This window comes from Ruegeria sp. AF2, assembly GCF_056542025.1.
The window spans coordinates 48,942-62,031 of sequence record NZ_JBQFZC010000006.1; the positions used below are offsets into that span (position 1 = coordinate 48,942).

General features: G+C 58.6%; 13 protein-coding genes. 3 read left to right on the forward strand and 10 right to left on the reverse strand.

Annotated features, from left to right (window positions below; translation table 11 throughout):
- Nucleotides 1-3: 3 nt before the first annotated feature.
- The 9 genes from ahbB (ACR0NM_RS17105) to ACR0NM_RS17145 all read right to left on the reverse strand — a co-directional run bounded on the left by ahbB (ACR0NM_RS17105) (nucleotide 4) and on the right by ACR0NM_RS17145 (nucleotide 8,419).
- The gene (gene ahbB / locus ACR0NM_RS17105) at nucleotides 4-486 is read right to left on the reverse strand and encodes a siroheme decarboxylase subunit beta (RefSeq protein WP_480615842.1); all 483 of its coding nucleotides are present in this window, start codon (nucleotides 484-486) and stop codon (nucleotides 4-6) included.
- Complete coding sequence (locus ACR0NM_RS17110; RefSeq protein WP_170625392.1) at nucleotides 483-932, reverse strand: AsnC family transcriptional regulator; 450 nt, start codon at nucleotides 930-932, stop codon at nucleotides 483-485. The genes ahbB (ACR0NM_RS17105) and ACR0NM_RS17110 overlap by 4 nt, the downstream gene beginning before the upstream one ends.
- Nucleotides 929-1,918: a siroheme decarboxylase subunit beta gene (gene ahbB, locus ACR0NM_RS17115; protein WP_170733817.1), complete on the reverse strand. Its 990-nt coding sequence runs from the start codon at nucleotides 1,916-1,918 to the stop codon at nucleotides 929-931. The genes ACR0NM_RS17110 and ahbB (ACR0NM_RS17115) overlap by 4 nt, the downstream gene beginning before the upstream one ends.
- A 1-nt stretch (nucleotide 1,919) precedes the next feature.
- Nucleotides 1,920-3,065 carry a cytochrome D1 domain-containing protein gene (locus ACR0NM_RS17120; RefSeq protein ID WP_480615844.1) on the reverse strand — a complete coding sequence of 382 codons (1,146 nt, stop codon included), beginning with the start codon at nucleotides 3,063-3,065 and terminating at the stop codon, nucleotides 1,920-1,922.
- Nucleotides 3,062-3,433: a c-type cytochrome gene (locus ACR0NM_RS17125; RefSeq protein ID WP_480588172.1), complete on the reverse strand. Its 372-nt coding sequence runs from the start codon at nucleotides 3,431-3,433 to the stop codon at nucleotides 3,062-3,064. The genes ACR0NM_RS17120 and ACR0NM_RS17125 overlap by 4 nt, the downstream gene beginning before the upstream one ends.
- Nucleotides 3,426-4,187 carry a uroporphyrinogen-III C-methyltransferase gene (gene cobA / locus ACR0NM_RS17130; RefSeq protein WP_480615846.1) on the reverse strand — a complete coding sequence of 254 codons (762 nt, stop codon included), beginning with the start codon at nucleotides 4,185-4,187 and terminating at the stop codon, nucleotides 3,426-3,428. The genes ACR0NM_RS17125 and cobA overlap by 8 nt, the downstream gene beginning before the upstream one ends.
- Before the next feature lie 189 nt (nucleotides 4,188-4,376).
- Nucleotides 4,377-4,778: a plastocyanin/azurin family copper-binding protein gene (locus ACR0NM_RS17135; RefSeq protein WP_170425535.1), complete on the reverse strand. Its 402-nt coding sequence runs from the start codon at nucleotides 4,776-4,778 to the stop codon at nucleotides 4,377-4,379.
- Nucleotides 4,779-4,832: 54 nt separating this feature from the next.
- A complete protein-coding gene (locus tag ACR0NM_RS17140) occupies nucleotides 4,833-6,617 on the reverse strand; it encodes a NapC/NirT family cytochrome c (RefSeq protein ID WP_170595051.1) in 1,785 nt (594 codons plus the stop codon).
- Between the two features lie 125 nt (nucleotides 6,618-6,742).
- Nucleotides 6,743-8,419, reverse strand: coding sequence for a cytochrome D1 domain-containing protein (locus ACR0NM_RS17145; RefSeq protein WP_170398146.1), 1,677 nt, complete (start codon nucleotides 8,417-8,419; stop codon nucleotides 6,743-6,745).
- A gap of 242 nt (nucleotides 8,420-8,661) precedes the next feature.
- Here ACR0NM_RS17145 and ACR0NM_RS17150 point away from each other — a divergent pair, with 242 nt between their 5' ends.
- A complete protein-coding gene (locus ACR0NM_RS17150) occupies nucleotides 8,662-9,852 on the forward strand; it encodes an NnrS family protein (protein WP_480562910.1) in 1,191 nt (396 codons plus the stop codon).
- Nucleotides 9,853-9,867: 15 nt separating this feature from the next.
- On the opposite strand, the gene ACR0NM_RS17155 is transcribed toward ACR0NM_RS17150, so the two are convergent.
- Nucleotides 9,868-10,980, reverse strand: coding sequence for a Hint domain-containing protein (locus ACR0NM_RS17155; protein WP_255611991.1), 1,113 nt, complete (start codon nucleotides 10,978-10,980; stop codon nucleotides 9,868-9,870).
- Between the two features lie 272 nt (nucleotides 10,981-11,252).
- Between ACR0NM_RS17155 and ACR0NM_RS17160 the strand changes: the two genes are divergently transcribed.
- Together ACR0NM_RS17160 and ACR0NM_RS17165 are read left to right on the forward strand one after the other, a co-directional pair.
- Entirely contained in the window at nucleotides 11,253-11,702 is a 450-nt protein-coding gene (locus ACR0NM_RS17160; protein ID WP_170398152.1) for a c-type cytochrome, read from the forward strand.
- Between the two features lie 16 nt (nucleotides 11,703-11,718).
- Complete coding sequence (locus ACR0NM_RS17165; RefSeq protein ID WP_480615848.1) at nucleotides 11,719-13,086, forward strand: cbb3-type cytochrome c oxidase subunit I; 1,368 nt, start codon at nucleotides 11,719-11,721, stop codon at nucleotides 13,084-13,086.
- Nucleotides 13,087-13,090 lie beyond the last annotated feature (4 nt).

The window sequence follows — 13,090 nt, forward strand, 5'->3', positions numbered from 1 at the left end:
GTCTCAGCCTTTCTTTTTCAACCGCAGCCCTGTCTTCTTCAGGATGCGCGTGGAATAGAGGATGTCCTTGGCCCGGCAGGCCTCGCCCAGAATGGCGGTGATCTCGGCGCGTTTTTTCTCGACTTCGTCCCGGTCAGAACCGTGGACCATGGCGAACAGGTTGTAGGGCCAATCGGGCAGGGCGCGGGGACGTTCGTAACAGTGGGTGACAAAGGGCAGCGCCCCGATCTGTGTGCCCAAATCCGCAATCTGGCTGTCGTCTACATCCCAAACAGTCATCCCGTTTGCCGTCATCCCCAGCTTGTAGTGGTTCGGAGCGGCGGCGATGCGGCGGATAACACCATGGGATTTCAGCTCTGCCAGACGATACAAAAGGGCATCCTCGTCCAACCCAAGTGTTTCGGCAACGGCTGCATAAGGCGCAGGCACAAGCGGCAGACCGCTTTGCAGCGCTTCGATAATCTCTCTGTCCTGAACGTCGATCATGCTGCCACCCGGAAGCCGATGAAAAATTCCTGTAGTTTGGGGAAACGGAGAACTTCGATCCCCGTTTCCCGTTCGATCGCATCAGCGGCGGCCTCGATCCCCTCAGGCGTTTCGGTGGCCAGCACGAACCACATGTTCAGCCGGTGCGTACGCTCATAATTATGGGCAACCTCGGCGTGCGCATTGACTTTGGTCAGGACGGTTTCGAATGCATCCTCTGGCACGGCCATGGCGCACAGGCAGAACGCTCCACCCATTGCAGCGGCGTCGAAAAACGGGCCGAAACGTGTGATGATCCGCTGCTCTTTCATTCGTGCGAGACGGGTTAGGAGTTCGTCTTCGGGAATCCCAAGTTCCTGGGCTACACTGGCAAAGGGATGCGCGGTCAGCGGCAGGTCATCCTGCATCCGGTTCAGGATTACGCGGTCGGTTGCGTCCATAGTCATGCTGCTGCCTCTTTCGGTTGGATCAACGCGCCGGTCTGTTTGAAACAACGGGTCGAGAACAGCACTTTGTTCCGTGCGCCTGCCAGTTCGGGCAGAGCGGCGGCTGCGGCCAGAACCTCCATCGCTTCGGGGCGCGAGCGTGCATGGATCATGGAATAGAGGCGATAGGGCCAGACATCCTTGACCGGGTTGCGCTCATAGCACAGCGTCACGCCGGGATAGGCCGCCAGCGCCGGTCCAGCCGTGTCCACCTGTTCGGGCGGCATGTCCCAAACAACCATCGCATTGGCTGACCAGCCGAGCGCCCGGTGGCGCACGATAACCCCGAGACGAGAGATTATGCCTGCTGTTTGCAGCGCTTCGATACGTCCCATTACGTTGGAATCATCTCTGCCCAGCGTTTGTGCCAATGCGGCATAAGGAATCTCTGTCAGGGTCAGGCCCGAGCTGAGCGCCTGCAGCAACTCGCGATCTCCGGGCTGCATGGCTGAGCGATCCACCTTACGAAGGCCAGGAACATTGCGTGTTTTTCCCGACATACGAAAGCCCAAATCGACGTTGAATGGACGTACGAGGCGCAGGTCCAGAACCCGCAGTCCGGAACGCTGCGATATCCGTGCAAGGGTGTCATCGACATGGGTGCGATCCGGGCCGGTTGCGACGAACCAGAGGTTCCAGTCATCCTCCCGCTGGTAGTTGTGGTTCACGCCCGGTTCGGCGTCGATCAGGGCTGCAATCTCTTCCAACCGATGTTCGGGGGCCGCAACAGCGGCCAAGGTGCTGGCCGAAACCGCGCCCGGAGCGATGGTGGCACCCACGCGTGTAATCCGCCCGGTGGCCTGCATGCGAGTTAGGCGATCAATCACCTCGGCTTCGTCCAGCCCTAGCAAAGAAGCCAACACCAGAAACGGACGCTCTGTTATCGGAAAGTCGCGCTGAAACTCGTCCAGCAAACGGCGGTCGATGGGATCGGTGATGTGTTGCATGTCAAAGCCCCATTCTGTGCGCACGGGCGGTGAAGAAAATGCCGGATGGGCTGTCGGCCTCAATCTCGCGCAGTTTTTCAAACGTTTGCGTGTCGTAGACCATAACCTTGTTGGCGTCGCGCACGCTGATCCAGACCTCATGCCCTCGCGGAGTGAACTCCATATGCAGTACGGCAGGGCCGGGTTTGAATTCGTGAATGATCTCCTTGGTCACAGAATCAATAACCTGAATGGTGTCGTTCAAAGGGTGGGCAAAGTTTACCCAAACCTGCCGCCCGTCAGGACGGGCCATGGCAAAGACCGGCTGACCATGGGTCTGCGTACGTCCGGTCTCGGTCAGAGTGTCGGCGTCGATCCACAGAACCTCGTGATGGCCGACGGCAGGCAGCACAAATTCGCGCCCCGTCAGCGCCCAGCCTTCGAGGTGAGGCATCTTGTAGACCGGTATCTCCTCTTGCCCGCGCCCATAGTTGGGCAGCACGCGGATGGGTTCGGGCGTCTCGGCCCAAAGGTCCAGCGCGGTCAGGCCATCCTCGCCAAACAAGCCGGTGATATAGGTGCGGCCATTTGCGGTGATCAGCGCGTCGTAAGGATTCTTGCCCATGTCGGGGATCTTGGTGATCGCGGGTGCGCCGTTGGAGAAATCAGCAATCCAGGTCTCGCCCGTGTCCCACATGGTAAAAACAAACCGGCGGCCGGGTGCATCGACCAATCCGATGGTTTTGCTGTCGGTAGGAATGTCCGCGACCATCTCTAGCGTGTCCGCATCGAAGACGCGCACACCGCCAGGTTCATAATTCGATACAGCGACCAGCTCGCCGTCATCCGAAATGGCACCGCCAATGGCGTTGCCCGCCTGCACGACCCGGTTCACGATCTGGCGGGTGACGATATCCACCTTAGTCAGGCCGCCGTCTCGTCCAAATACATAGGCAAAGCGTTCATCGGGTGAATAGACCAGCGAGGCATGGGACAGATCGCCCAGACCTTCGATCCGCGCCAGCGCTGCGCGGTCGGATTGGTCCACCAGAAGAACCGAGCCCTTGGCGCGTTCGATCACAAGTCCTAGGTCGCCGGTCGCCGTGGGTTCAGCCTGGGCGGTGGTCATCATAAGGGTGGCGGCGAGGGTAAGGATGAGCTGTTTCATTGTGCCTCCTGTGCCAGCAGGTAACGGGCGATCCATTCGGCCTCTTCTTCGCTGATCAGAGGCCGCCATGGGGGCATCGCGGTGTCGGGGATGCCGTCGAGGATCACGCCGGTCAGAACGTCCGCGTCGTAGTGCTCCAGAGTCTCGGATCTCAGATCAGGGCCGAGACCACCTTTCAGCGACAGCCCGTGGCAAGAGCCGCAGTCCTGATGGACAAGGCGTTTCAGTGCGTTGGGGTCAAGCGTGTCAGCAGCGAAGGCCGTGGTGGCAACAAGCACTGCGGAAGTGAGGACAGCACGTGCTGCCCATCCTTTGCGTCCTCTCACAGCCGGTTGCTGTGCCGGCCTTCCGGAACCGAACTTAGCCATGCGCCTGCTCCAAAAGGTCGGCCACAGGCCGTTCTGCATAAAGTGAAACTACCTTGCCGATGATGAACAGCGTGGGCGCCTTTAGCCCGGCCTTGCGCACATCAGCGGCCAGCCGATCCAGCCGGGATACCATCCGGCGCTCATCAGGTGTGGTCGCTTTGCCTACCGCCAAAACCGGAGTTGAGTCGGGCAGGTTCTCGGTCATCAGTCCCATGGCGATCTGGCCGATATTGGCGACGCCCATATAGACGACTAAGGTCGAGTCCGGGTCGGCCAGACGTTTCCAATCCAGATCCAGCACCTTGTCGGCCTGTCGGTGCCCGGTGACATATTGCACTGATGTCGCCAACCCGCGATGGGTCAGCGGCACGCCTGTCGAACAGGATGCCCCCTGCGCTGCGGTAATGCCCGGCGCGTATTCGACTGGGATGCCGTTTGCCATCAGGTGCGCGGCCTCTTCCGAGCCGCGTCCGAAGATCATCGGGTCACCCCCCTTGAGGCGAGCAACGGTGTGACCGGCGCTGGCTTCCTCGACGAGGATTTCGTTGATGCGATCCTGCGGCACGGTATGACACTTGGGGGCCTTCCCAACCGGGATCAGCCGTGCGCCATCAGCGTGCAGATTGAGGATATCGGCCGAGACCAGACGGTCATAGACCACCACGTCCGCCTCTTGCAGCATCCGCAGCGCGCGCAGGGTCATAAGTTCGGGGTCACCGGGGCCTGCGCCAATCAGAAAAACCTTACCGCTCATGTGCAAACTCGCTTGGTCTGAATGTCTTCGGAGCCCGGAATTCCTGCGCGATCAGGGGACGTTGCTGGGTGAGCCGGGCGTGTCATGCGGGCAGACTGGCGTAATCGGAAAGGAACCTCCTTGACTAAAGTTAAGGAGCGCGGGAATTGCCCCGCGCTCCTTTCGGCTTGCCTGTATGATTGCCTCGGCTCAGGGTTCGACGGTGATCATGCCGATCATGTTCTGTGTCTCCCAATGCGGGCCACACAGATAGTCCTGCGGACCCGGGGTGAGGAAGGTCAGGTCAACCGTCTCCTCAGGAAACAGACGGTCGCTTTCGGGCTCGCTGCCGTCTTTCAGTAGGACCGAGTGACTGGTGCGCTTATCGACATTCACCCAGCGCACGGTTGTGCCCGGTTTCACGGTTAGCTCGGCTGGGCAGAACGTGTATTTGTACATCAGCACCACATCGGCATCCTCAACGGCGGAGGAGGGCTGACCGAACAGCTCGACATAGCGCTCTTCGGCTTCGGCACACAGCGCGGCGGTGTCCTCTGCCCATGCGGGCGCGGCCAGAAGCAGCAGCGCAGGGAGAAGGTGTTTGGGTTTCATTGTCCAAGTCTCCTCTTTTAAGCGGAAGGGGCCGGATCGCCCGGCCCCTCTTCCTTATTGTTTGACGACGTTGATAAAGGCGTTGTCGTCGTCCAATGCCAGGCTGGTATCCAGCGTCACGTGGTGGAACCGTGCGGCGGCAAAGTCATCGTGGATGGCAAAGCCCACCGTATAGGTCTGACCGGCCTCCAGCGGCACGTCACCAGCTGCGCCCGAGTTCAATGGGCGCGTGAAGACCACGGTCCACATACCTGCATCAAGGCTGGCCGAGGCGGCGATCTCACCGTCATTGACCACGCGCTGTTCTAGCAGATAGCCGTTGGTGGCGCTGCCGTCCGCGTAGACGCGCATCAGATCCAGATAGGTGCCTTCGGCCAGATACTGCTCGATCTGATCGGCGGCCTGCAGCTTGTCCCAGCCACCCAGCGCCTTACCGCGGCGGCCTTTGATCTCGACCTCGGTGCGGCTTTCGCTGATGTATTTGGTCACAGTGTCCTGCGTGCTCAGCCGACCCGAGACATCGCCATTTGCGGCAATCGCCTCGGCACCCGGGTCAAAGGGCATGTAGCTGTTGTCTGCATGGCACGAGGCCCAGCAGCCGACCTGATCGCCCAGCTCAATCCCAGTGCCGGTGATCATCATGGCCACCTTGATCTGGTTGTCCGGGTCCATCTTGCCGCCATCGACAAAGGGGGCGGGGTTGTGGCCCGCATCCGGCCATTGCAGACGGATATACAGGGTCTCATCATCATGCGCGGCTTGAACGGTGGCGTCTATAACGCCGCGTTTGCCCGGGATCGGGGTTGGTTCCAGATCCCCACCGGCCACGATCTTGTTGCCGATCGCGTCCAGTTCGGCAGCGTGACAGGTGGTGCACTTGTCTCCGCCCTTGGTCAAAGGACGTGCTCCGCCGTGGGATCTGCCGTTCTGAACCCATTCAAACGAGGCCTGACCGGGATAGAACAGTTTCATATCTGCACCGGGGACAGCGGCCCAATCGATATTTGTGCCAACATCGCTGCCGCCACCTGCCGGGGCTGCGGCATCTTCGCCAGAAGCTTTGGCACGCTCTTCCGCGACGGCTGCGTCAACCGCTGCTGCGATCTGGGCCTGAACAGCCTCTTGCTGGGCTACACGCGCGGCTTTCTCAGCCTCGGCATCGGCGGCTTCTTTGGCTTCGATCCGCTCGAGACTGGCCAGATATTCGGCGGGGATTTCGCGAATGAAATCTGGGTTCGGCGCTTCAAGCTTTTCCAGATACTCTTCGTCGGCCCGGTCGCGGGCGTCCGAGTGCGCAATCCCCTTGTGGCAGTCAATACAGGTCTGTCCGACGGTCATCGCGTTCAGGTGCTGCTGACGGGCGCGGGGTTTCTGGAACTCGGGCATCATCGACTCGAAGTCATGGCAGTTGCGGCACTCGCGCGAGTCCGTGGATTTCATCCGCTCCCATTCGTTCATAGCCAGATGTACGCGCTTGGCTTCAAACTTTTCGCGGGTGTTGATGGTGCCGACCACCTTGCCATACAGTTCTTTGGACGCCTTGATCTTGCGGATGATCTTGTGAGTCCAATCCTTGGGCACGTGACAGTCGGAACAGACCGCGCCTACGCCCGAACGGTTCACGTCGTGGATTGTGCCGGTGTATTCTTCGTAAACGAAATCTCGCATCTCGTGGCACGAGACGCAGAATTCCTTGGTGTTGGTAGCTTCCATAGCGGTGTTGAACCCGCCCCAGAAGATGATGCCGGCGGCAAAGGCCGCAGCGATCCCGGCCACGGGCATTCCCCACAGGAAATACCGGCGCCAGATTGGTTTTTTCTTTTCCGGTTCGGAGGTCATATCCGGTCTCCGTTTTGGCTTCTTTTTCTGGCCCTGGATGTCAGGCCTGTGGATTTGGCTGATGAGTCAAACGAGGAAAGGGCGGGCGAGGGGCCCGCCCTTTCCGGTGCTGAGTACAAAACCCGTCAGGTGACGTGGTTCGAACGGTTGTAGACGTTGAACTTGCCGGTGGGTGCAAACAGTCCCTTCACGCGGCCGATCTCTTCCAGCGTCTTGGCGTCGAAGATCACGATCTCGCCATTTGGCTCTTTCGAGGTCGAGCGGTTCCACTTGGACACCCAGACCTCGGATCCGTCTTGGTTGAACTCGAAGTGGACGGCGACGTTGCCTTCCTCTTCTGTGATCTGGATCGTTTTCACGATCTCACCGGTTGCCTTGTCGATGACCTGCACCGATTGCTGGATCTCAGGCTCGGGGTGCTTGGTCTGGTCGGCCCAGATGTAGTCCGAGTTCGGATGGGTCCGGATGAACAGACCGGGTCCGTCGGTTTCCACCTCATAGCAGACCTTCCAGGCATCGTCCGGGCGGCCTTCGGGGTCGTTGCCCCAAACGGTAACCGTGCCTTCGCCCAAGTGGGTCGTACCGGCAACAGGACCGCAATTCGGGTCATCCCAGTTGGCGCCCGGGCCGGGGTGCGGCAGCGGCGCGGTATCGATCATAGCTTCCAGCTTGTGAGTCTCGGTATCGACCACGACCATCTTGTTCGACGCGTTTGCGGCGATCTGGAAATAACGGCCGGTCGGATCAAAGAACCCGTCATGCAGGAACTTTGCGCTGTCGATCTTGTCGATACGCAGGTTGTCCAGATCGGAGTAGTCCACCTGCCACAGCTGACCGAGTTCCTTGACGGCCACGATCCACGTGGGCTCGTTCGGGGTGGTGTAGATGGCGGCCACGCGGGCCTCTTCCACATAATCCCCGTCCACGTTGTAGCCACGGGTCGAGACAACCTTTTTCGGCTCCATGGTTTCGGCGTCGACGATGGCGAAATGAGGGGGCCAATAGGCGCCACCGATGACGTATTTACCGTCACCCGATACCGCCACGTCGCGAGCGTCATAACCAATGGTAACCTCGGCAACCAGCATGTTCTCGGGGTTCTGCCACAGGTCGATCTTGGTCATCTTCCCGTCGCGGCCCATGGTGTACCAGAAGCGGCCCGGGTTTTCCGGTTCTTCCAATTTGTGGTGTTCCGAGGCTTTCAGAACGTGCACCGCATAACCGGTTGGGATATGCGCCAGCACTTCCTTGGTGTCACCATCAATCACGGCCACCTTGCCCACGTCACGTTCGATGACGACAAAGAAGTTTTCCCAGTTGCGGCCATGCAGAGGTTCGGTCGGGTAGTCTTCGGGTTCGACATAGACCTTGCGGGTCGCCATCATCTGCTCAAGCGACATTTCTGGCGGTTGGGGTGGCTCCATCTGGATGTAGGTCGCCATATCGCGGATTTCTTCTTCGGACATCACGTCCGAGAAGTTGTTCATCCCGCCTTCGGTGCCCCATGCGATGATTTTTTCCAGCCGCTCCTGCCCCAGTTTCAGGGTGCCCGACTCGGTTACGGTACCATCGTCATTCTTCGTTTCAACCAGCGGCTCAAGGCTTTTGCCGGTTGCCCCTTTGCGCAACACACCGTGACAACCGGCGCAGCGTTCAAAGTAAAGTTGTTTTGATGATTCAAAGGCTTCCTTGCTCAGGGTTGGCTCTTCGGCAAAGACTGGCGCAGCGACGCTGCCCAGCAACATTGCCAAACCGACCCCTAAGGCGCGGCCAGTTCTGTTGTAGCTGATTCCAAGTGACATGATCACTCTCCATTTGCTGGTGAGGCAGGTCCTAGGGTGAAACATCACGCGTTTGTCATCCTTGACGAAAGTCAACGGAGCGCGCGCAAATTGGAAATTGACGGGCTATAATGAGCCATAAAACAAAGGGAAAACCTGAGTTTCAGGGACATGTTTTTCGGATGCTTGATTTCGGTTAAGTCCATCACTGGTCGGCCTTGCTAAACCTGTTCCAACAGCCATTGAGGCCGAGGAGAACAGGCATGTCGGCAGTGATCGCGCGCGTATTGGGCGAGGGGTTTCGCATCTTTTTCCTGTCCGCCGGACTTTTTGGTCTGTTCGCGGGAGGCGCGTGGGGTTTTTGGTTGATGACGCAGACCGGGTTGGTCGGATACGAAGACCCAACCTATTCCATGAGTCCCCCAATGTGGCACGCGCATGAGATGATCTTTGGCTACGCCACAGCAGCTCTGGGCGGGTTCTTTCTGACGGCTGTTCCCAACTGGACCGGGACCCCAGAGGCGCGCGCCAGGTTCATCATGCTGGCCGCAGGTCTCTGGTTGGCCGGGCGGGTAGCGATGTGGTTCTCCGGTGCGCTGCCGCCGGTTCTGGTCGCTGTGTTCGATCTGGTCTTTGTTCCAATTCTGGCGGCAAAGATTGCTACTCAGCTGATCCGACGCCCCAAACCGCAGAACATGGTATTCCTTTTGCTGCTCAGTGCGATCTGGATTGCCAACTTGTTAACCCATTTAGAGTGGATCGGTGTGACCAGCGATACGCTGGACATCGGATTGCGGGCGGGGTTGCTGACGCTCTGTAGCCTAATCGCGATACTTGGCGGGCGCATTACGCCAGCTTTCACCCGAAATGCGATGAAACGCGCGGGAGAGCCCGAATCCAACTGGCCTATTTCGGTAGGAACGTTTGATAAAGCCGCTATGGGGCTTGCACTTTCACTGCCGCTGAGCGTGCTCGTCTTTGGAATCGGACCTGTATCAGGCGCTATCGCGCTGATGCTTGGCGTTGCTCAGATCCTGCGCATGGCACGTTGGCGCGCACGCTGGGCACTGCGGCAGCCGATCCTGATCGCGTTGCATCTGGGGCTGGGCATGCTGGCGCTGGGCCTGATCCTGTGGGGGCTGGCAGTGCAGGGGTTCGGCAGCGAGATCGGGGCGCTGCATGTTCTGGGCATTGGCTGCGTCGGCGGCATGACCCTTGCCGTGATGAGTCGGGCCGCCCTTGGCCATAGTGGCCGCGCCCTCGTGGCCCCGCCGCCCATGGCGATCGCTTACGGTTTGATGGCGGCAGCCGCAGTTTTGCGCTGGGTCGGGTCGGCGTTTGACCAGGGATATCTGGTTGCGATGCTGGCCTCAGATGGGCTGTGGATCTGCGCCATCGTCTTGTATCTGGTTGCGATGTGGCCCGCGTTGACCGGGCCACGTCTAGCGGCCTGAGCAACGGTTTTTAGATCAAGAAGGTCGGAGCAACGCCCTGTCATTCTTAATATGTCGTTGCAGCAAAGTATGGATTTGTCTTCCGCGTTTTGGAATCTGGCGGGCTGCGATTGGTTGATGGTCTGGCAAAGCTAACTCTGGGAAGAGCGCAACAATTTCGGCCAGCGCCTCGGGCTGTATTCCTTTCAAGGCTTGCTTGCCTGTGAATAGGCTTTCTGACGGCGCGCCTTCCGCCAGCACGATCTCATGCCGGTCGAACAGAATATGGAAATACACCACGCCCTGAGCTGTCTCGTCGACGGTTATGCCGGGTATGCCGACCAGCTTATGGGCTGGGACCAGAACCTCTTCGCTGTCGAACATGCGAACGGCGATACTCGAACGGATCAACATGCGATGCTGCGGTGAGACCAACAGATCACGTCGCGGCAGGTTGCTTCCCAGGCTGCCCGCTGTGATTCGGATCGGGCGCAGCTTGGGATTGAGCGCAAATTCAGACCTATCCAGAGCGCGCGCGCCGATCCAGCGAATTGGTTGTGGCCCATGATCCAAGGTGACAACCATGTCACCAGCGGAAAGCGTTTCTATCGCGACATCACCATCAGGTGTCGCGATAAGCGTTCCGGCTGAGAAACAAGGAACATCAACGATGGAACCGGGGTCAGTCGTGTCCGGTGCGTTGCTCGGTGTAACGTTGACGACGCTCATCGAATACGTCACCCCGGGATCTAGGGGCTCAGAGGTTATGTAGCCAGCGTTGGTTCCTTCAACCTCGACAAGGTACACAGTGATTGTCCCACCGCCGGGATTCGTCAGAATGTAGGATTCTTCCAGATAGATGTCGCCGCTCAGAAACGTTGTCGAACCATCAAGGTTTGTTACCGTTCCGATCTGTGTATCGTCGTCGCCATTTTCGTTGTTGAATCTGTCGCCGTTGAAAACATCCCCGGTATCGGGAACTGGCGGGCCAAACCCATTTCGAATGAAACCACCGGCCTCGTCCTCAACATTGAATACCCTTCGGTCCGTCGCGGGGTCATAGCTTGCGTCCAGGGTGATCGTATCAGGCCCAATTGTATTCACCGTAATGACGCCGGGTGCGTATCCGATGTATGAGTAGTTCGCCATTCTTTAACCACCACGCTTCAGGTGCCATCTACGCACCTCTATTCACCAATATATCGAGAACGCTCGCTTCAACTGTTCGAACGTCCGGAAACATGCTGTTCTAAGTACTATTTTTCAAGGCAATCTGAGGGCATTTTAGTGATACTGACGCAATTATGACCACAGGTGTCCAATTCCGCGCTTACTTTGGCATGCTTGACTTTCGTTAAGGCAGCCCTGCGACCCACCCGCCATTGTCATCAGACTAGCTAATCTGCGCAAAGGAGAGCGCAATGCGAGAAGTCATGACAAAGAGCATGGCTCGCAACATATTCTATGGCGGGTCACTGTTCTTCATCCTCATCTTCCTGGCCCTGTCGGCCCACTCGCACTGGTACATCGTCAACTCCGAGAATTCGGCGAAGCTTGATGACAGTGTGGTTCGGGGCAAACATGTCTGGGAAAAACATGCCTGCATCAACTGTCACACGATCCTGGGCGAGGGCGCCTACTACGCGCCGGAAGTCGGGAATGTGATGACCCGCTGGGGTGTGCTGGACGACCCGGAATCGGCCTTTGAAGCGCTCAAGGGCTGGATGGAGGCGCAGCCGACCGGCATTCCCGGTCGTCGGCAGATGCCCAATTTCAACCTCAGCGACGAAGAGATCCGCGATCTGACCAACTTCTTGATCTGGACGGACAACATCGATGCGCAGGGCTGGCCGCCCAACGAGGCAGGCTGAGAAAGGGAACGGAGCAATGAAATACGAATCCCAAAAAATCGCCTACGCCTACTTCGCAGTAGCGATGGCCCTGTTCGCGGTACAGGTAATCGGCGGCCTGCTGGCCGGTTTCATCTATGTATTCCCGAACTTCCTGAGTGAGCTTCTGCCGTTCAATATCGTACGGATGCTGCACACCAACTCTCTGATCGTCTGGCTGCTGCTGGGCTTCTTCGGTGCGGCCTACTTCCTGATCCCCGAAGAGACCGAGCGCGAGATCCATTCGACCAAGCTGGCCTATCTGCAGTTGATTATTCTTGTGGTTGGTACGCTGGGCGTGGTCGTGACCTATGTCTTCAACCTGTTCGAAGGCAACTGGCTGCTGGGCAAAGAGGGGCGCGAGTTCCTTGAACAACCCAAATGGGTCAAGGCGGGCATCGTCGTGGCCGCGCTGATGTTCCTTTACAACGTGTCACTGACCGTTCTGAAGGGCAAGAAGACGGCGATTTCGAGCATCCTTGTTCTGGGCCTCTGGGGTCTGGCGCTTCTGTTCCTGTTTGCTTTCTACAACCCGGGCAACCTGTCGCTCGACAAGCAATACTGGTGGTATGTCGTCCACCTATGGGTCGAAGGCGTATGGGAGCTGATCATGGCCTCGATCCTGGCCTACCTGATGCTGAAGCTTACGGGCGTTGACCGTGAGGTGGTCGAGAAATGGCTCTATGTCATCGTCGCCGCCGCGCTGTTCTCGGGCATCCTTGGGACAGGTCACCACTACTATTGGATCGGTACACCCGGCTATTGGCAGTGGATCGGTTCGATCTTCTCAAGCCTCGAGGTGATCCCGTTCTTCGCGATGATGGCCTTTGCCTTCGTCATGGTCTGGAAGGGCCGTCGTGACCACCCTAACAAGGCTGCTCTGCTGTGGTCACTGGGCTGTGCAACGCTTGCCTTCTTCGGTGCCGGTGTCTGGGGCTTCCTGCACACGCTGCACGGGGTGAACTACTATACCCATGGCACGCAGATCACCGCAGCCCACGGTCACCTGGCCTTCTACGGTGCTTATGTCTGCCTCAACCTGGCGATCTTCAGCTATGCGATGCCGATCCTGAAGAACCGTGATCCCTACAATCAGGTTCTGAACATGGGCTCGTTCTGGTTTATGACCAGCGGCATGGTCTTCATGACCTTCGTCCTGACCTTCGGTGGTACCGTGCAGACTCACATGCAACGTGTGGTCGGTGACTACTTCATGGACGTGCAGGACCAGATCGCGATCTTCTACTGGATGCGTCTTGGCTCTGGTGTGGTCGTGGTCCTTGGTGCGCTGCTGTTCATCTACTCGATCTGGGTGCCCCGGAAAGAGGTGATTGAACCCGGTGCCTCTGAAACCCCTGCGGAGTAATGGA